The following is an 18,845-nucleotide window of genomic DNA, read 5'->3' as shown; positions in this document are numbered from 1 at the left end:
CCGTTTTCTTTTGGTCCGCTGCTATCCTCCGCTCACGGTTACGGACATGTCCCGCTGAGCGGACGCCCCGTATCAGCTTTGACCCTAGGAGAGCGGTGTCACTCTTCCTGTCCTCGCCGGAAACGCCCGCGGGCCCCGCCCTCTCCGGCGCGGGCCTGCCCGGTTCTGCCGAGGACCACCCCCTCACCGTCGCCGAGGACAGCGTCCTCGGCCACGTACTGCGCCGCCTCGCTCGGGACGCCACGCATCCGGAGGTCCCGCACCTGGCCGAGTTCGAGTCCTCGCTCGAGTGCGAAGCGCCGATGCGGTGACCTCCCCGCCGGTCCGGCCGACTTCTGTGTCCTTGCGGCAGTTCGTCCTCAAACTGCACAGTCGGTGCAACCTGGACTGTGACTACTGCTACGTCTACCACTCCGCCGACACCAGCTGGCGCGCCAAGCCCCGCATGATGGAGGTGGCCGTCGCCGAGCAGGTGGCCCGTCGTGTCGCCGAGCACGCCAGGGCCCATGACCTGCCCGATGTCCGGTTGGTGCTGCACGGTGGGGAGCCGCTGCTGGTCGGCGCCCGGCGACTGGAGGAGTTGCTCGGTGTCCTCGGCCAGGGGCTGGCGAAGGCCGCCGTGCCGGTGCGCTTCTCCGTCCAGACCAACGGTGTGCTGCTCACCCCCGACATCCTCGAGGTGCTCCGCCGCCACCGGGTCGGCGTCAGTGTGAGCCTGGACGGAACCAGGGCGGCCCACGACCGACACCGGCGCTTCCCCCGGGGAGAGGGTAGCCACGGCAGCGTGCTGGAAGGGCTGTCCCTGCTCGACGAGCCCGAGTACCGCCCGCTGTACACCGGCCTGCTGTGCACGATCGACCTGGCCAACGACCCCGTCGAGACGTACGAGGCCCTTCTCGCCGCACGCCCTCCCCGCGTCGACCTCCTTCTCCCGCACGGTACTTGGGACGAGCCGCCTCCCGGGCTCGGGGCGCGGCGGCACGCCGTCCCCCTCACCCCACCCGTGAGCACCGACGCGGTGCCCACCCACCCGGGACGGACCCCGTACGCCGCCTGGCTGCGGCGCGTCTTCGACCGCTGGTACGACGCCCCCGTACGGGAGACGGGGATCCGGCTCTTCGAAGAGCTGATGGTGGGGGTCCTCGGCGGTGTGACCCGCTCGGAGTCGGTCGGTCTGGCGCCGGCGACGCTGGCCGTCATCGAGACCGACGGCTCCATCGAGCAGTCCGACTCCCTCAAGGTCGCGTACGACGGTGCGCCCCGGACGGGCCTCGACGTCTTCCACGACAGCTTCGACGCGGTCCTCGACCAGCCCGCGATCCGCCAACGACAGGCGGGGGCCGACGGCTTGGGGCCCGTCTGCAGACGCTGCCCACTGCTCGCCGTGTGCGGGGGCGGCCTGTACACCCATCGGTACGCCTCCGGCGGCGGCTTCAGCAATCCGTCCGTCTACTGCGCGGACCTGGCCGACCTGACCCTGCACATCCGCCGACGGGTCGCCGCTGATCTCGCCGGGTCCGCATCGCACCTGTCGGGCGTGCAGGGGCGCGTGAGGTAGGGTTCATCTGCGCGTTCACACGGAGCACGGCACTGTGCGAAGCGCATCGGGACGTGGCGCAGCTTGGTAGCGCACTTGACTGGGGGTCAAGGGGTCGCAGGTTCAAATCCTGTCGTCCCGACTTGCTGAGCAGCAGGTCGAAAGCCGTACCGGTGTCCACCCGGTACGGCTTTTTCCGTTCAGGACGACTTCGACTTCTTGTACGCGCGCTCGCAGTAGGGCCAGTCGTCGAAGTTCCCCGCGCGTTTCCAGAGGCGGTGTGCCGCCTGGATGTTCCACTCCGGCTCCAGCGCCTCGCGCGGAGTGCCGCCGAGTTCGCGCAGCCGGGTGTCGGAGATCTGGAAGACGCCCCAGTTCCTGGTGCCGTTGGTGTTCGGCAGGATGTGGAGAGGGTCGAGGAAGGACTGGCAGTCGGCGATCGCGACGGCGTGGTCGCCCTCTTCCGCGAACACCTGGTGGATGCGTTGTCGCACCTTCTTCGGCGTCCAGCTCCGTAACCGGGTCTTCGGGTCGTAGAGCGCCCGCTTCGTCTCGGTGCCGACCACGCCGTCCGGATCGAGGTCGTGCAGCACCTGGAACGCGGTGACGCGGCGCAGGGTCTGCGGTCCGAAGGAGCTGTCCACGGAGAGGTCCGCGCCTGCGTCGGCGAGCAGTCGCTGCACCTCCTCGACGCAGGAGTCGTGCTGTCCCATGCCGACCGGTTCCGCGCACGCGGCGGAGAACAACAGCCGTCCGTCGTCCGCGTCCTCGGCGGCGGCCCGCTGACGGGTCGCCAGCGCCATCCAGGTCCCGCCGACCACCAGCAGCAGAAAACACACACCGAGAATCGGCAGCGCACGCCGACGCCAGGGGGTGACCGCCGCCACGGTCCCGACCGCTGACGGCCCGGCTTCGGCCACGGCTGTCGGTACGGCCTCCGGAGGCTGCCCTTCCTCTTCCGCTTCGGCGTCCCCCTCGCCTTCGCGCTCGTCGCCCATACGGCTCATGTCGGCGACGGCCCAGAGCCGGTGCAGCTCGCGTAACTCGGTCGGGGAGGCTCCGCAGACCAACGCGAAGCGGTGTACGGGGCCGTAGTCCGGGGGCACGTACGAACCCGAGCAGTAGCGGTGCAGGGACGATCTGCTGCTTCCGGTGCGCTGGGCGAGCGCCTCGTAACTCAGGCCGGACCGCTCCTTCAACGACCGCAGGAACGCCGCGAATCGTTCCGGATCGACGGTGGCTGTCACAGGTTACCCCTAGTAATCGGTCGGTCGGATTGGGGACCCTAGACCATTTCCACCTCGTGCGCATCTTGTGTTCATCGTGTGCGTGTTCGATGCACGCTCCATCGATGTCCCACCGGCGTCCCAGAGCCGCGCGAAAGGCCCAGGCAGCGGGCGGGACGGCATCTCACTCTCCCGTGACCTGCGGTTTTCCTTGCCCGGCCGGCTCCGTCGTCGCCAGAGTCTGCGGTGCTCACCGGGCACCGGCCCGGTGGCTCGAAGAGAGGACTCCCATGAGCTTGCGCACGCGATTCAAGCTGGCCGCCTGCACCGTCGGCGCCGTGGCCGCGGCCACCCTCGCGCTCGGGACCACGCCGGCCGCCGCGAGCGGGACATGGAGCGGGCTCGCCTACGTCTACGGTGCCGACACCTACACCGACGACTGGGGCAACGAGGGCATCCTGTCGACCGGCACCCACACCAACTCCAACGCCACCTGCCTCTGGCAGAAGATCCTCTGGGCGGACGGCTTCCTGGACTCCGCCTCGGACATCGACGGCAGGTTCGGCTCGGACACCAAGGCCGCGACCGAGGCCCTCCAGAGGTACTTCGCCCTGGGTGTCGACGGATCGGTCGGCCAGGAGACCTTCGGACACATGGACAAGTGGCTGTACTTCGTCTCCGGCAGCACCGCCGACGGCCAGACCGCGAACCTGCGCTACGACGGGATCGTGCGCGACTTCAACCTCAGCCGCAACGCGGACGGCAACTACAGCTTCCCCGACGGCGACGGCAACACGCGTCTCGCCGGCTACAACTACCTGACCTGCACCTGACCCCATCCGCACCGGCCGGGCCGCGGTCCGCACCGGGTCCCGACCGCGAACGCCGAGCCGCGCATGCCTCTCCCGGGGGAAGGGGCATGCGCGGTGCTCCGGGATGCCGGGTTCAGCCGCCGCCGTCGAGATCGGCACGCCTGCGCAGCACGCGCAGCTCGTCGCCGGTGAGCCGCATCTCGTAGAGCTTGCCCCGGGCGTTCTCGAACGGGCGGTGGAGGATCATCATCAACTGCCCGTCGAACGTGCGGAACAGCATCCCGTGGCCGCTGTCCTCCCGTACCAGCGGCCGTCGTTGGTCCCACGGCCCCGTGAGATCGCCCGACCTGGAGACCGCGTAGGTCTGTACATAACCCCCGCTGATGGTGCCGTCGTCGCCGGCCACGTTCTTCTCGTACGTCGACCACAGCATCAGCAGGGAGTCGTCGGGCGTCCGGTACAGCTGGGGACCGTCGGTGATGTACGGCGCGAGCTGGTGCGGCATTCCACCCGGGATCTGCTCGGTGAGCCAGGAGGCGTCGGAGGCCTTGAAGAGGAGGACCGGATCCCCGATGGTCCGGGTCAGGTCCGGCGCCAGCCGGATCGCCTCCATGGTTCCGTCCACGGTCTGCAGCCACTCGTGCGCGTACACCATCCACGGCTGCCCGGACGGGTCGACGTAGAGCGTGCCGTCGAGGGTCATCAAGTTCGCGGGCGGGGTGGGGCGTTCGGGGTCCACGACGGTGAAGGGCCCCGACAGGGAGTCGGAGACGGCCGTGATCGTGCCGCGCATGTGGTTCGGCAGCTGGAACGGCGTGCCCCAACGGTTGGCCGACGGCACCTTCAGTGGCTTGTTCTCGTCGTGCAGTGTGGTGAACAGGTAGAACCGGCCGTTCCAGGCGTGCACCTCCGGCGCCCACGCGCCGTCGCTCGCCCAGATCCCGTGCTGGTCGGCTGTCCGGAAGACCACCTCGGGGCGGGTCCAGTCCCGCAGGTCGGCACTGCGGTAGACCATCGTGCCGGTGCCGTCCACACCCGAGACGGCCGGGTCGTTGGACGTGTAGAGGTGGTACGTGCGGCTCCCGTCGTCGGCGACCACGAACGGATCGTGCAGCGGCATGTCGGGAAGCCGCAGCTCAGCACGGCGCGTCGGTTCGGTCACGGTCGAAGAGTAGTGGTCCGACGAAACGTGTGGCACGTGTGGGACGGGCGAGCGGCGAACGGCCGTCCGGCGAAGGGTGTTGACTTCGCGTGCGCTTCAAGTTGAAGACTCCCGTTCAGGCCCGAGAGCCGGGCGGAATTGGAGGCAACGGCATGAGGTACCGCACGATCGGCAGTGACCCCGGGACCCGCCGCGAGGTCAGTGTGCTCGCGCTGGGCGCGATGCTGTTCGGTTCACGGACGGACGAGAGGACGTCCTTCGCGATACTCGACCGCTACGTCGAGGCGGGTGGCAATTTCATCGACACCTCCGACAACTACGCCTTCTGGACCGACGGTGGGCAGGGCGGGCAGAGCGAGGAACTGCTCGGCCGGTGGCGGCGCAGCCGGGGCGTCGGCGACGAGATCGTCATCGCCACCAAGCTCGGCGCCCGGCCTCTGGCACCCGGCACCAGCTATGTCGACAACGCGGAGGGCCTGTCGGCCGAGGTGATCCGGGAGTCGGCGGAGCGCAGCCGGGAACGGCTCGGGGTGGAGCGACTGGACCTGCTCTACGCCCACATCGAGGACCGCACGGTGCCGCTGCGGGAGACCGTCGAAGGCTTCGCGGGCCTCGTCGCGGAGGGCACGGTCGGGATGCTCGGCGTGAGCAACCACGCCGTGTGGCGGGTGGAGCGGGCGCGCGCACTCGCCGCCGCCGCCGGTCTGCCCGGGTACGAGGTGCTCCAGTACCACCACAGCTATCTGCGGCCACGGACCGACGTCCCGGACGACCTGTGGGCGGACGGCACCCTCGGCGCGACCACCGCCGAGCTGCTGAGCTATCTGGAGGCCGAGCCCGACCTCACTCTGGTCGCCTACTCACCGCTGCTCAAGGGCGGTTACGTACGGCCGGACAGGCTGCCGTCGGACTACGACCATCCGGGCACCACCACGCGGACGAAGATGCTCGGCGAGGTGGCGCGGGAGACCGGCGCGACCGTCAACCAGGTCGTGCTCGCCTGGCAGTTGGGGGGCCGGTTCCCGATCGTTCCGTTGGCCGGGGTGTCGTCGGTGGCGCAGTTGGAGGAGAACCTGGACGCGGTGGAGCTGGAGTTGACGCGGGAACAGCGGGTCAGGCTCGACGCCGCGTACTGAGGCGCGGGGACCCGGGCCCGGTCACGTGCGGCTGACGTTGGCCGTGAGCAGCCGCAGCAACTGCTTGGCCACGCTGTGCTGTTCGGGGGAGAGCCCCATGGCCTCGCCGATGTCCACGGGGACGGTCCGGGCCCGCTCCTCCAGCCGGGCACCGGAGTCGGTGAGGCGGATGGCGACGGAGCGCTCGTCGTCCGTGCGGCGCTCGCGGCGCAGCAGGCCTCCGGCTTCCAGGCGTTTCAGCAGCGGGGAGAGGGTGCTGGACTCCAGCTGGAGCGCCGTGCCCAGGTCGCGCACGGAGATCGAGTCCTGCTCCCAGAGCACCAGCATGACGAGGTACTGCGGATAGGTCAGCCCCAGCTCGTCGAGGAGTGGTCGGTAGCGGGCCGTGACCGCGCGCGAGGCGGCGTACAGGGCGAAGCAGAGCTGGTCGTCCAGGAGCAGCGTGTGCCCCGGTGCCGGGTCCGCCCCCGGGGCGGTCACGATGTCGCCGACTGTGCTCACGGTGTCGCTCCTCGGTCCCGTGCTCTGCATGACGATCTCCCACCCTACCCGCGGACGCCCTCATTGTATCGGGCACGAAATGATCGAGCGATAGTAGATCGTGCGCGTATTAGTTGTGCACGACTTAATCGCGCGCTACTGTCATGGGGTGCCGCCGACCCGGCGAACGACGTCGGCCGAAGCCTGCCCGCGGCACCCGTTTCGAGGAGATCGTCATGACCGAGACCACCCACCGCCGTCCCGTCCTCGAACCCGCCGCGGCGGCCTTCGCGGAGGCGACCGCGAACCCGCCGTACCTCTTCGACCTCGGGCCGGTCGAGGGCCGCAAGGTCGTCGACGAGGTGCAGTCGGGCGACATCGCGAAGCCGGCCGTGGACGAGGAGTGGGTGACCGTGCCGGGAGGGCCCACCGGCGAGGTCAGGGCGCGTGTCGTCCGCCCGGCGGGAGCCGAGGGCGTGCTGCCGGTGATCCTCTACATCCACGGCGCGGGCTGGGTGTTCGGCAACGCGCACACCCATGACCGGCTGGTGCGCGAGCTGGCCGTGGGCGCGCGGGCCGCGGTCGTGTTCCCCGAGTACGACCTCTCGCCCGAGGCCCGTTATCCGGTCGCCGTCGAGCAGAACTACACGGTGGCCCGCTGGATCGTCGCCGAGGGCGCGGGCCGTGGCCTGGACGCCACCCGGATCGCCGTGGCCGGTGACTCCGTCGGCGGCAACATGACCGCCGCGCTGACCCTGATGGCCAAGGAACGAGGCGATGTGCCCCTGGTCCAGCAGGTGCTCTTCTACCCGGTCACCGACGCGGCCTTCGACACCGGCTCCTACCAGCGGTTCGCCGAGGGCTACTTCCTGCGGCGCGACGCCATGCGGTGGTTCTGGGACCAGTACACGACCAGCGAGAAGGAGCGCGCCGAGATCACCGCCTCACCGCTGCGCGCCACGCCCGAGCAGCTTCAGGGGCTGCCGCCGGCCCTGGTGATCACCGCCGAGGCCGACGTCCTGCGCGACGAGGGCGAGGCGTACGCGGACAAGCTCCGCGAAGCGGGGGTGCCGGTGACCGCGGTGCGCTACCAGGGCATCATCCACGACTTCGTGATGCTGAACGCCCTGCGCGGGACGCACGCGGCCGAGGCCGCCATCGGGCAGGCGATCACCACGCTGCGCACGGCGCTCGGCACCGCCTGAGCGCGGAGGCGTGGAAAAGCGGCCGACCCCGGCCGGGAGTGGTCCCGGCCGGGGTCGGCGTCATGCGCGGGCGATGGCTCAGGCGAAGTTCGCCAGCGCCTCGTTCCAGGTGGCCGACGGGCGCATGACCGCGGCGGCCTTGGCCGGGTCCGGCTGGTAGTAGCCGCCGATGTCGGCCGGCTTGCCCTGTACGGCGATCAGCTCGTCGACGATCTTCTGCTCGTTCACCGCGAGGGTCTCGGCGAGCGGGGCGAAGGCCTTGGCCAGGTCGGCGTCGTCGGTCTGGGCGGCCAGCTCCTGGGCCCAGTACAGCGACAGGTAGAAGTGGCTGCCGCGGTTGTCGATGCCGCCGACGCGACGCGAGGGGGACTTGTCCTCGTTGAGGAAGGTCGCCGTGGCGCGGTCCAGGGTGTCGGCGAGGACCTTGGCCTTGGCGTTGCCGGTGGTCGTCGCGTACTGCTCCAGGGACGGCACCAGGGCGAAGAACTCACCGAGCGAGTCCCAGCGCAGGTAGTCCTCCTTGACCAGCTGCTGGACGTGCTTCGGGGCGGAGCCGCCGGCGCCCGTCTCGAAGAGGCCGCCGCCCGCCATCAGCGGGACGACCGACAGCATCTTGGCGCTGGTGCCCAGCTCCAGGATGGGGAACAGGTCGGTGAGGTAGTCACGCAGTACGTTGCCGGTCACCGAGATGGTGTTCTCGCCGCGGCGGATGCGCTCCACCGACAGCTTGGTGGCCTCGACCGGGGCGAGGATGCGGATGTCCAGGCCCTCGGTGTCGTGCTCCGGCAGGTAGGCGTTGACCTTGGCGATCAGGTTGGCGTCGTGCGCGCGGGTCTCGTCCAGCCAGAACACGGCCGGGTCACCGGTGGCGCGAGCACGGGTGACGGCCAGCTTGACCCAGTCGCGGATCGGGTCGTCCTTGGTCTGGCAGGCGCGGAAGATGTCACCGGCGGAGACCGTCTGCTCGATCACCACGTTGCCGGCCTGGTCGACGAGGCGGACCGTGCCGGTGGTCGGGATCTCGAAGGTCTTGTCGTGGGAGCCGTACTCCTCGGCCTTCTGCGCCATGAGGCCGACGTTCGGGACCGAGCCCATGGTCGACGGGTCGTAGGCGCCGTTGGCGCGGCAGTCGTCGACGACGACCTGATAGACACCGGAGTACGAGGAGTCCGGCAGCACCGCGAGGGTGTCGGCCTCCTGGCCGTCCGGGCCCCACATGTGACCGGACGTGCGGATCATGGCCGGCATCGAGGCGTCGACGATGACGTCGGACGGCACGTGCAGGTTCGTGATGCCCTTGTCGGAGTCGACCATCGCCAGCGCCGGGCCCTCGGCGAGCTCGGCGTCGAAGGAGGCCTTGATCTCGGCGCCCTCCGGCAGGGACTCCAGGCCCTTGTAGATGCCGCCCAGACCGTCGTTCGGGGACAGACCGGCCGCGGCCAGCGTCTCGCCGTACTTCGCGAAGGTCTTCGGGAAGAAGGCGCGCACCACGTGACCGAAGACGATCGGGTCGGAGACCTTCATCATCGTGGCCTTGAGGTGCACGGAGAACAGCACGCCCTCGGCCTTGGCCCGGGCGACCTGCGCGGTCAGGAACTCGCGCAGCGCGGCGACGCGCATCACGGAGGCGTCCACGACCTCGCCCGCGAGGACGGGCACGGACTCGCGCAGCACGGTGGTGGAGCCGTCGTCGCCGACCAGCTCGATCTTCAGGGAGCCGGCCTCGGAGATCACCGCGGACTTCTCGGTGGAGCGGAAGTCGTTCTCGCCCATGGTCGCGACGTTCGTCTTGGAGTCGGCGGACCAGGCACCCATGCGGTGCGGGTGGGTCTTCGCGTAGTTCTTGACCGACGCGGGGGCGCGGCGGTCCGAGTTGCCCTCACGCAGGACCGGGTTCACGGCGGAACCCTTGATCTTGTCGTAGCGGGCGCGGATCTCGCGCTCCTCGTCGGACTTCGGGTCGTCCGGGTAGTCCGGCAGCGCGTAGCCCTGGCCCTGCAGCTCGGCGACCGCGGCCTTCAGCTGCGGGATGGACGCCGAGATGTTCGGCAGCTTGATGATGTTCGCCGCGGGCGTCTTGGCCAGCTCGCCCAGCTCGGAGAGGGCGTCGGGAATGCGCTGGCCCTCCTCCAGGTACTCCGGGAAGACGGCGATGATGCGCCCGGCCAGCGAGATGTCACGGGTCTCGACGGAGACGCCGGCCTGCGAGGCGTACGCCTTGATCACGGGCAGGAACGAGTGGGTCGCCAGGGCGGGCGCCTCGTCAGTGTGCGTGTAGATGATGGTCGAGTCAGTCACCGGGTGCTCCGCTCCACGTCTGCAACATTGCTCGACATCAAGATATCTCGTGTGGGGGAGGGACTCGACAGGGGTCGGTGTCTGCGGGGGCTCACGGCGCATCTTTTCTGCCCCCGCCGCCCCCCGCCCGTCCCGTCCCCAGGGGCTGCGCCCCTTCGACCCCCGTCCGCGGGTCCGGTGGGGGCTGGTCGCGGGGAACCGCGCGAACGGGGTCCGGGGCGGAGCCGCGAGTCTTCGGCGCGGGGGGCGAAGGGGCGCGCAGCCCCTGGAGGATGGGACGGGCAGGGGCGGCGGGGGGGTGGGTCCTAGGGGGTGACCTCGATCGAAGCCTCGCGCTGGTGGGGGATCTCCACGCTGCCGCCCCCCGTCTGCAGTGTGATCGCCCGCCGTGGCACCGGCACGCTGATGCCCTCGGCGCGATAGCGCCTGTGCAGGCGCTTGATGAACTCGTGCTTGATCCGGTACTGGTCGCTGAACTCGCCGACCCCGAGGATCACGGTCATCCCGATGCGCGAGTCGCCGAAGGTGTGGAACCGGACGGCCGGCTCATGATCGGGGACCGCGCCCTCGACCTCCTTCATCGTCTCGGCGATGACCTCGTTGGTGACCCGCTCGACATGCTCCAGGTCGCTGTCGTAGCCGACGCCCACCTGCACCAGCAGGGTCATGTCCTGCTCGGGCTGGTTGAAGTTGGTCATGTTGGTGCCGGCGAGCTGACCGTTGGGGATGATCACCAGGTTGTTGGAGAGCGACTTGATCGTCGTCTGCCGCCAGTTGATGTCGACGACATAGCCCTCCTCGCCGCTGCTCAGCTTGATGTAGTCGCCCGGCTGGACCGTCTTCGAGGCGAGGATGTGGATGCCCGCGAAGAGGTTGGCGAGGGTGTCCTGGAGCGCCAGGGCCACCGCGAGACCGCCGACGCCGAGGGCGGTGACCAGCGGGGCGATCGGGATGCCCAGCGTCTGGAGGATCACCAGGACACCGATCGCGAGGACCGTGACCCGGGTGATGTTCACGAAGATCGTGACCGAGCCCGCGACCCCGGCCCGGGACTGCGCGAGCGTACGCACCAGACCGGCGATCACCCGGGCCGCCGTGACCGTGGCGACGAGGATGAACAGCACCGTCAGACACTGGTTCACGTTGTGCTGCACGGTCTTCGTCAGCGGCAGCACCGCCGCCGCGGCCGCCGCGCCGCCGACGAACGCGCTCCAGGGCACCAGCGAGCGCAGCGTGTCGACGATGACGTCGTCACCGCCCCAGCGGGTCTTCGTCGCGTGAGCGCCGAGCCAGCGCAGCAACAGCCGCAGCAGGAAGGCGGCCAACACGCCCGCGACAAGGATGATTCCGGCCACGAGATAGTCGTCGAGGGTGAGGGTCCGGGTCATCGCTCGCCTCCCGAGGGACGCGGGGAGCGGCCGGGGAACCGTATGTCGTGTCCCGAGGGCCGTATGTGATGTGTCGTCACCTTGCCACCTGCTCGAATCCGAAGTGCACGTTCTCGCCTGCCCGGACGCGTGTACGACATCCGGCGCGACCGCTCATCCTGCCGTATCCGCACGGCTGATCGGCACGGGACCTGCGTGGATCGGCCGACGACAGGCCCCGTGTCCCCGGGAATGTCCGGATGTGCTCGGCGGTGGGACGGCCTCCGCCTCAGATCACCTTCAGCCGGACCAGCGCACCCAGCGTCAACGCCCCCGGCAGCAACGGCAACCAGACCGTGATGATCCGGAACGCCAGCACCACGGCGGTCGCCACGGCCACCGGGCCACCGGCCGCCACCAGGGCGACCACGAGCGCGGCCTCGACCGACCCGAGGCCGCCCGGCGTGGGGACGAGGGCGACCGCCACCGTGGCGGCGAGATAGGCGAGCGCCATGTGCGTCACCGGGATGTCGAGCCCCAACCCCAGCCCCACGGTGACCAGGACACCCGCTTGGAGCGCCGGGAACGCCAGCGAGCCACCCCACAGCGCCAGCACCCGCGCCGGGCGCGTGTGCACCGCTCGGGCCTCGCCCAGCGCGGTGCGTACGAAACCGAACACGGCCGCACGCAGCCGTCGTACCAGCAACACCACGGCCACGGCGCCGCACCCGACGACGACGGCCGTGACGAGCAGGGGAGTCGACGTGCCGACGGGCAGCAGCGGGCCGAGACGCAGCGCCCGCGGGAACGCCACCAGCAGGGCCAGCAGCAGGCCGACCCGTGCGACGGACTCCGCCAGCAGATACAGCGTGAGCGCCGCCGACGAACGAGCCGCCGACACCCCGCACACCATCATGAACCGCAGGTTCACCGCACTCGCGCCCAGCCCCGTCGGCAGCAGGTGATTCGCCGCGCCCGCCGCGAACTGGGTGGCCAGCAACCGCCGCACGGGCAGCCGCTCGACGAGCGCCCCCTGCCGGGTCACAGCCGCCGCGACCCAGGTCAGACACGTCACACCGACCGCCGCGGCCAGCCACGGCCACCGCGCGGTGGCCAGCTGGGCGAAGCCCTCGACGAGCACGGAACGGTGCCGCACCGCCACCACCAGGACCAGTGCGAGGGGGAGCAGACAGAGGATCCGCCGTACCGGAACGCGCCTGGTGAGTGGTCGGGGAAGCTGGGTCGCTGTCACACCGGAAGAGGCTCTCCGCGCCCGGCCAACAGCGGGTTGCGGGCGCGGGGACGGCCGCTGACCGGTGGCGGACTTCCACCCCGCACTCCGGCGTGCGCCGAAATACATTTGACCTCAAGCTTGGTCGAGGTTCTAGCGTCGTCCGCATGAGTATGGAGACCACCGCCTGGACCCAGCTGCAGGGCATGATGACCGCCCAGCAGCACAGCCGCCCCCTAGCCCGGACCACGCTACGGCGTATCGGCACCTTCGCCCGTCCACATCGTCGCCGTATCGCGTGGTTCGTCGGCCTCAGCGTCGTGACCGCGCTGCTCGCCGTGGCGACGCCGGTGCTCGCGGGGAACGTCGTGGACGTGATCGTCTCGGACGGGGACGAGGAAGTCGTCGTCCGCCTTGCCGTGCTCATCGCCGTCATCGCCGTCGCCGAGGCGGCGCTCGGCCTCCTGGCCCGACGCCTGTCGGCGACCCTCGGCGAGGGTCTCATCCTCGATCTGCGAACCGCCGTCTTCGATCATGTGCAGCGCATGCCGGTCGCGTTCTTCACACGTACTCGTACGGGAGCGCTCGTCAGTCGTCTCAACAACGACGTCATCGGCGCCCAACGCGCCTTCAGCAACACCCTGTCCGGGGTGGTCGGCAACATCGTCACCCTGCTGCTCACCCTCGCCGTGATGCTCACCCTCTCCTGGCAGATCACCCTGCTCTCCCTCGTCCTGCTGCCCGTCTTCGTGATCCCCGCCCGCCGCATGGGCCGGCGCATGGCCCGGCTGCAGCGGGAGGCGGCCGACCTCAACGCGGCCATGGGCACCCGGATGACCGAGCGCTTCTCCGCCCCCGGCGCCACCCTCGTCAAGCTCTTCGGCCGGCCCGACGACGAATCCGCCGAGTTCGCCGAACGGGCCCGCCGGGTACGGGACATCGGCATCCGTACGGCGATGGCACAGTCGGCGTTCATCACCGCCCTCACCCTCGTCTCGGCCCTCGCGCTCGCCCTGGTGTACGGCCTCGGCGGCTGGTTCGCGCTGCGAGGCGCCCTGGAGGCGGGCGCGATCGTGTCCCTGGCCCTGCTGCTGACCCGGCTGTACGCACCGCTGACCGCGCTGGCCGGGGCACGCGTCGAGGTCATGAGCGCCCTGGTGAGCTTCGAGCGCGTCTTCGAGGTCCTGGACCTCAAGCCGCTCATCGAGGAGAAACCGGACGCCCGCGAGGTCCCCGAGGGCCCGGTGGCCGTCGAGTTCGACGACGTCCGCTTCGGCTACCCGTCCGCCGACAAGGTCTCCCTCGCCTCACTGGAGGAGGTGGCCTCCCTCGACACCCGGGGCGGCACCGAGGTCCTGCACGGCGTCTCCTTCCGCGCCGAACCCGGCCAGACCGTCGCCCTCGTCGGCTCCTCGGGCGCCGGCAAGTCCACCGTCGCCCAACTGCTGCCCCGGCTCTACGACGCGGACGCGGGCACGGTCCGCATCGGCGGCGTCGACGTACGCGACCTCAGCGCGGCATCGCTGCGCGGCACCCTCGGCATGGTCACCCAGGACGGCCACCTCTTCCACGACACCGTCCGCGCCAACCTGCTCCTCGCCCGCCCCGACGCCACGGACGACGACCTGTGGGACGTCCTGCGCCGCGCCCGCCTCGACGACCTCGTACGCGCCCTGCCCGACGAGCTCGACACCGTCGTCGGCGAACGCGGCTACCGGCTCTCCGGCGGCGAACGCCAGCGCATGACGATCGCCCGGCTGCTCCTGGCCCGCCAACGCGTCGTGATCCTCGACGAGGCCACCGCCCACCTCGACAACACCTCGGAGGCCGCCGTACAGGAAGCCCTCACGGAGGCGCTGGAGGGCAGGACCGCCGTGGTCATCGCCCACCGCCTGTCGACCGTACGCACCGCCGACCAGATCCTCGTCGTCGAGGCGGGCCGGATCGTGGAGCGGGGCCGGCACGAGGAACTGCTCGCGGCGGGCGGACGGTACGCGGAGCTGTACCGGACCCAGTTCGAGAGGTCGACGACGCACGAACCCGGGGCGGAAGCACCGGTCGCGGTGGCCTAGTGCCGCGACAGGCGACGGAACCCGTGCGGTCTCCCGGGGTTCAGCCCTCCACACCGGTCGCCGAGTGGGAGGCCCCGACCGGCTTGGACTCCGGGGAACCGCGCTGGCGCAGATAGATCGAGAGGATCGCCATGGAGGCGATGGCGAGGAACTCGGACTGCCAGTTCTGCAGCGTACGGTTCCAGAAGTCGGCCGAGACGAGGTACTCGGGCCAGCTGTCGGGAGCCTGGAGCCCGCGCAGCTGTTCCTCGTTGTACGCCGCCACACCCGTGATCGACTGGGCCAGCCACGACAGTACGAACACGGCTCCCATCACATATCCCAGCGAACTCGCGTACACCTTCAGACGCAGGCCGCCGGACGCCGCCCAACGGGGGGAGTCCGGGCGGGCGTGCGGCCCCACCCGCTGTTGCTCGTCCGACTCCACCCCCACGTCGCCCGGGCGCTTGGACTCCGGTGAGCCGCGCTGCACCAGCCACACCGTCAGAAAGACGTACAGGAAGAACTGCAGGTACTCGGACTGCCAGTTCTCCATCACGTCGACCGCGAAGTCGGACGACGTCACGTACTCGCCGAGCGAGATCTGCTGCAGGTCCTCCGCCGCGAGCCGGTTGTCGAAGTCGGCGTGACCTGCGATCGCCTGACCGACCAGGGCGAGGACGAACAGCGTCAGGAAGACGAGCCCCAGGCCGTTGTCCCGCACGAACCGCCGTACGGAGCCCGTCATCGATGCAACACCCCCAACGCGATGCAGTAGGCCAGACCGGCCGCGATCACCAGCAGGCACAGGGCGAACATGACGCGCACGACGTCCTCACCCACCCTTCAGCACACACCGGTAGGGCCGCTCCGGACGGGGGGTGCAGCCGGCTGCGACGACCTTCCAGCCACCCGAGAACCGCGACAGGAACAAGGTGTCCGCCGAGAACCGCACCCGGGCCTGGCGACCGGCGACATCGACGCCCTCGACCTCGTCCTCGGCCGCCGCGACGAACGGAACGTCCTCCTCCAGGACAGCCTCCTCGCACGGCGTCCCCGAGGACTGCTCGACCTCGTCCCGGACACCCGGCGCGAGCACCGCGCACACGGCGACCCCGTCCTGCGCGCCCAGCGCCCGCTCGAAGTCGACGGCCGCGTCCCGGGCCCCCGTACGCCGCTGCTCGACCGACCCGCAACCCGTCGTCAGCAGCAGGACGGCACCCGCCGCGACCCCCCATCGCCACCGCCAGTGCATCCGGGACCTCCCCTTCGGCCGTCCGCGCACATGTCGACGGACGGTAACCCCGCCGTCCGGCTCACGCCCGGGTGCCGCGCGACAGGCCCGGCCCACGGTCCCCCGGCCGGGGCAACCGGTGCTACGAACCCTCCCCGCCCGCCCCGCGGCCCCCGTCCACCGGCAGCCCGTACACGGCGAAGGCACGCCGGATCACGGGCTGGGCTACATTGCGCACCCGCACCCCACCGCTGGTGATCCCGTGTTCGGTGCCCAGGTGCGCGTGGCCGTGCACGGCGAGGTCGGCGCCGGACTCGTCCATCGCCTCGGCCAGCAGGTAACTGCCCAGGAAGGGATAGATCTCCAGCGGCTCCCCGACGAGCGTGTCCGGAACGGGGGAGAAGTGGGTGAGCGCGATACGGACCCCGCAGCCGTCCTCCGCCAGCGCGTCCAACGCGCGGCGCAGCCCGTCCGCGAGCCCCCGGGTGTGACGGACGAAGGCCTTCATCTCGGGTTCGCCGAACTCGCTGCCGCTGCGCCCGGCGAAGCCGCCGCCGAACCCCTTCGTCCCGGCGACCCCGACCCGTACTCCGCCGACCCGGACGACGGTTCCCTCACCCTCCAGCACGGTCACACCCGCGTCCCGCAGTACGGCCGTCACGTCCTCGGGCCGCTCGGCGTGATGGTCGTGGTTCCCGAGGACGGCGACCACGGGCACCGGCAGCCCGGCCACCTCGTCGGCGACGACCCGCGCCTCCTCCGGGGTGCCGTGCCGGGTCAGGTCCCCGGCGAGCAGCAGGAGGTCGGCGTGGTCGGGCAGGGTGTCGAACGCCGGGCGGAGCAGACCCCGGCTGTCCGGCCCCAGGTGGATGTCCCCGACGGCCGCTACCCGGATCACGACAGCTCCTCGGGACGGTCCGGCGCGGTGACGTCGGCCAGTGTGATGTCGGCCCGCACGGGCACACCCGGCAGCTCCTCCGCCGCGAGACGCAGGATCGCCTCACGATCGGCCGCGGTGGACGCCGTGCCGGTGATGTGCACGGCGTCGCCTCGCGCCTCGATCCGCATCCCGAGTTCGGCCAGAACGCTCTGGGCGAGCCGCTCCTCCAGATGGGCTATGCGGTACTCGGTGTGCGCCGGCGGGTGTGGGGCGCGGTGCCCCGGGCCGTCCGCCGGCGGGTGGTCATGTCCTGTCGCCATCGCCGGTCTCCTCCGGCTCGATCACGTTGAGGCGCTCCAGCAGGAAAAGGAAGGCGGCCGGCATCGGCTCGGCACCGCACTCGTGCCGCACCCGGTCCCAGTCGATCTTCTCGCGCAGGGTACGGGCGATCGGCAGCACCGCACCGAAGTCGCAGTAGTGCTCGGAGAACGCCAGAAGACGCCCGACGAGCAGATCCGTCGCCGCCAGCACGGGCATCCACACGGACTGGACCGACAGCGCCTCCGCCCGGTCCAGCAGTTCGCGGCTGACCGGGGCCCGGGACAGCCGGAAGATCAGGTCGACCTCCTGGCCGTGGCTCCGGGTCTTCAGCAGCCAGTCCTCGGGCGGCTCGACCACGGTCAGTCCCGCGGCCTCCAGGGTGCCGGTGACCGCCTCGATGTCCTCCGGCAGCACACAGAAGTCGACGTCGTGCTGGAGCGTCCCCGGGCCGCCGTGGGCGTACACCGCGACGCCGCCCGCCAGCGCGAAGGTATGCCCACCGGCCTTGAGCAGCGAAGCGACCTCCTTGGCCGCTTCGAGGATGGCCTGGGTCCGGTCGGGAGGGAGCCCGTCGTCGTCCGGCTCGGCGAGATCGCCCATGCCTTCCACGATAGTGCGACCCCGGCCGATGGCCAGACGTACGCGTGCGCGCTCTCACCCTGCGTCATCACCACAGGTCAGAAAAGACGGCGTTCGGGCAGGGCGACGAACGTGTCCCGGACCCACAGCACTGTGTCCACCGCGGAGGGGGCGGGACACAGTGCTGCGGGTCCGGGACACGTTCCGAGGGCTGTGCCTACTCGGCGATCTGGGTACGCCCGACCCACCGGAACGTGATGTTCTCGGATCCCTCACCGTCGCCGGTCCTCGGCGGCGCCGGGCGGACGGTCTCGAAGTGTTCGTAGCCATTGCCGTAGCGGATCTTGATCTTCTCGTCGGAGAAGATCACCTCGTCCAGTTCGGTGAGCTCGACCGTCCCGGACAACTCGTGGGGACCGCCCTCCAGCTGTACGGAGCTCAGCGCGGTGGCGGAGGAATCGTGGGTGACTCTACGCATGGGCCTCCTCTCGTCTCGCACCGATTCTTCGTCGGACCACCTTCCTCGGACACCCCTGAAGTTCCCCTATAGATGGGCCCGTTGGACCGCTACCGGCCCCGAGGGCTTGAGGGGGGTCTAGGGGTACGCACGGCAGAATCCGCCTCCCTATCGTCGGATCAATGCGGCAGACGTGAAGGAGACAGTCGTGCGCGAGTCGGAGTCCGGGCTGCCGATCGAGCCGGTGTACGGGCCGGAGGTGTTGGAGGGCTGGGATCCGGCGGAGAGGCTGGGGGAGCCCGGGGGGTATCCCTTCACGCGTGGGGTGTACCGGTCGATGTACACGGGGCGGCCGTGGACGATGCGTCAGTACGCGGGTTTCGGTACGGCGGTGGAGTCCAATGCCCGGTACCGGCAGCTGATCGCCGACGGGACGACGGGTTTGTCGGTGGCGTTCGATCTGCCGACGCAGATGGGTCATGACTCCGACGCGCCGATCGCGCACGGTGAGGTCGGCAAGGTGGGGGTGGCGATCGATTCGGTGGAGGACATGCGGGTGCTGTTCGGCGGTATTGCGCTGGACAGGGTCTCCACGTCGATGACGATCAACGCGCCGGCGGCGGTGCTGCTGCTGATGTACCAGATCGTGGCGGAGGAGCAGGGGGTGGGCGCCGGTCGGCTGACGGGCACGGTCCAGAACGATGTGCTGAAGGAGTACATCGCGCGCGGGACGTACATCTTCCCGCCGAGGCCGTCGCTGCGGCTGATCGCGGACATTTTTCGGTACTGCCGGGTGGAGATGCCGAGGTGGAACACGATCTCGATCTCGGGGTACCACATGGCGGAGGCGGGTGCCTCGCCGGTGCAGG

19 protein-coding genes and 1 tRNA gene are annotated in these 18,845 nt (G+C 70.3%); 8 read left to right on the top strand and 12 right to left on the bottom strand.

Translation table 11 applies throughout. From position 1 onward, the window contains the following. Positions 1-95 precede the first annotated feature (95 nt). The 3 genes from RM704_RS18370 (at position 96) to RM704_RS18360 (ending at position 1,679) form a co-directional block, all read left to right on the top strand. A complete protein-coding gene (locus RM704_RS18370) occupies positions 96-311 on the top strand; it encodes a hypothetical protein (protein WP_033529514.1) in 216 nt (71 codons plus the stop codon). Positions 312-337: 26 nt separating this feature from the next. Then, complete coding sequence (locus RM704_RS18365; protein ID WP_033529513.1) at positions 338-1,558, top strand: FxsB family cyclophane-forming radical SAM/SPASM peptide maturase; 1,221 nt, start codon at positions 338-340, stop codon at positions 1,556-1,558. Positions 1,559-1,605: 47 nt separating this feature from the next. Beyond that, positions 1,606-1,679: transfer RNA gene (locus RM704_RS18360), tRNA-Pro, on the top strand. Positions 1,680-1,737: 58 nt separating this feature from the next. Here the strand turns inward: RM704_RS18360 and RM704_RS18355 are convergent. Beyond that, positions 1,738-2,784 carry a helix-turn-helix domain-containing protein gene (locus tag RM704_RS18355; protein ID WP_033529512.1) on the bottom strand — a complete coding sequence of 349 codons (1,047 nt, stop codon included), beginning with the start codon at positions 2,782-2,784 and terminating at the stop codon, positions 1,738-1,740. Positions 2,785-3,053: 269 nt separating this feature from the next. Here RM704_RS18355 and RM704_RS18350 point away from each other — a divergent pair, with 269 nt between their 5' ends. Beyond that, complete coding sequence (locus RM704_RS18350) at positions 3,054-3,596, top strand: peptidoglycan-binding domain-containing protein (RefSeq protein WP_033529511.1); 543 nt, start codon at positions 3,054-3,056, stop codon at positions 3,594-3,596. 112 nt (positions 3,597-3,708) lie between these two features. Here RM704_RS18350 and RM704_RS18345 read toward each other — a convergent pair whose 3' ends face one another. After that, positions 3,709-4,695 carry a glycoside hydrolase family 43 protein gene (locus RM704_RS18345; protein WP_078937269.1) on the bottom strand — a complete coding sequence of 329 codons (987 nt, stop codon included), beginning with the start codon at positions 4,693-4,695 and terminating at the stop codon, positions 3,709-3,711. A 194-nt stretch (positions 4,696-4,889) separates the two neighbouring features. Here RM704_RS18345 and RM704_RS18340 point away from each other — a divergent pair, with 194 nt between their 5' ends. Continuing rightward, entirely contained in the window at positions 4,890-5,873 is a 984-nt protein-coding gene (locus RM704_RS18340; RefSeq protein WP_033529509.1) for an aldo/keto reductase, read from the top strand. 21 nt (positions 5,874-5,894) lie between these two features. Here the strand turns inward: RM704_RS18340 and RM704_RS18335 are convergent, their stop codons facing one another. Further along, complete coding sequence (locus RM704_RS18335) at positions 5,895-6,314, bottom strand: MarR family winged helix-turn-helix transcriptional regulator (protein WP_033529962.1); 420 nt, start codon at positions 6,312-6,314, stop codon at positions 5,895-5,897. A gap of 275 nt (positions 6,315-6,589) precedes the next feature. On the opposite strand from RM704_RS18335, the gene RM704_RS18330 reads away from it, so the two are divergent. Beyond that, entirely contained in the window at positions 6,590-7,558 is a 969-nt protein-coding gene (locus RM704_RS18330) for an alpha/beta hydrolase (protein ID WP_033529508.1), read from the top strand. Between the two features lie 78 nt (positions 7,559-7,636). Here RM704_RS18330 and RM704_RS18325 read toward each other — a convergent pair whose 3' ends face one another. From RM704_RS18325 to RM704_RS18315, 3 genes are all read right to left on the bottom strand, one after another. Then, the gene (locus RM704_RS18325) at positions 7,637-9,856 is read right to left on the bottom strand and encodes an NADP-dependent isocitrate dehydrogenase (RefSeq protein ID WP_033529507.1); all 2,220 of its coding nucleotides are present in this window, start codon (positions 9,854-9,856) and stop codon (positions 7,637-7,639) included. A 305-nt stretch (positions 9,857-10,161) separates the two neighbouring features. Continuing rightward, positions 10,162-11,244, bottom strand: a complete 1,083-nt coding sequence (locus tag RM704_RS18320) for a mechanosensitive ion channel family protein (protein ID WP_033529506.1) — start codon at positions 11,242-11,244, stop codon at positions 10,162-10,164. 268 nt (positions 11,245-11,512) lie between these two features. Further along, positions 11,513-12,475, bottom strand: coding sequence for a lysylphosphatidylglycerol synthase transmembrane domain-containing protein (locus tag RM704_RS18315; RefSeq protein WP_033529505.1), 963 nt, complete (start codon positions 12,473-12,475; stop codon positions 11,513-11,515). A gap of 152 nt (positions 12,476-12,627) precedes the next feature. Here RM704_RS18315 and RM704_RS18310 point away from each other — a divergent pair, with 152 nt between their 5' ends. Next, on the top strand, positions 12,628-14,526 hold the full coding sequence (locus RM704_RS18310; RefSeq protein WP_107072366.1) for an ABC transporter ATP-binding protein: 1,899 nt from the start codon (positions 12,628-12,630) through the stop codon (positions 14,524-14,526). A gap of 40 nt (positions 14,527-14,566) precedes the next feature. Here RM704_RS18310 and RM704_RS18305 read toward each other — a convergent pair whose 3' ends face one another. From RM704_RS18305 to RM704_RS18280, 6 genes are all read right to left on the bottom strand, one after another. Next, a complete protein-coding gene (locus tag RM704_RS18305) occupies positions 14,567-15,253 on the bottom strand; it encodes a DUF6766 family protein (RefSeq protein WP_033529503.1) in 687 nt (228 codons plus the stop codon). A gap of 87 nt (positions 15,254-15,340) precedes the next feature. Then, positions 15,341-15,760 carry a hypothetical protein gene (locus RM704_RS18300; RefSeq protein ID WP_033529502.1) on the bottom strand — a complete coding sequence of 140 codons (420 nt, stop codon included), beginning with the start codon at positions 15,758-15,760 and terminating at the stop codon, positions 15,341-15,343. 121 nt (positions 15,761-15,881) lie between these two features. Beyond that, positions 15,882-16,637: a metallophosphoesterase family protein gene (locus RM704_RS18295; RefSeq protein WP_033529501.1), complete on the bottom strand. Its 756-nt coding sequence runs from the start codon at positions 16,635-16,637 to the stop codon at positions 15,882-15,884. Further along, complete coding sequence (locus RM704_RS18290) at positions 16,634-16,939, bottom strand: hypothetical protein (RefSeq protein ID WP_311590844.1); 306 nt, start codon at positions 16,937-16,939, stop codon at positions 16,634-16,636. The genes RM704_RS18295 and RM704_RS18290 overlap by 4 nt, the downstream gene beginning before the upstream one ends. Then, entirely contained in the window at positions 16,923-17,540 is a 618-nt protein-coding gene (locus RM704_RS18285) for a nucleotidyltransferase family protein (RefSeq protein ID WP_033529500.1), read from the bottom strand. Before RM704_RS18285 ends, RM704_RS18290 begins: the two co-directional genes overlap by 17 nt. A gap of 196 nt (positions 17,541-17,736) precedes the next feature. Continuing rightward, positions 17,737-17,997, bottom strand: coding sequence for a DUF5988 family protein (locus tag RM704_RS18280; RefSeq protein ID WP_033529499.1), 261 nt, complete (start codon positions 17,995-17,997; stop codon positions 17,737-17,739). 172 nt (positions 17,998-18,169) lie between these two features. On the opposite strand from RM704_RS18280, the gene RM704_RS18275 reads away from it, so the two are divergent. Beyond that, a partial coding sequence (locus tag RM704_RS18275; protein ID WP_311590841.1) for a methylmalonyl-CoA mutase family protein occupies positions 18,170-18,845 on the top strand: 676 nt, incomplete at its 3' end.

The sequence above is a fragment of the Streptomyces gottesmaniae genome (genome assembly GCF_031845845.1).
GTDB lineage: Bacteria > Actinomycetota > Actinomycetes > Streptomycetales > Streptomycetaceae > Streptomyces > Streptomyces akebiae.
This window is presented reverse-complemented; position numbering and strand designations above follow the sequence as displayed.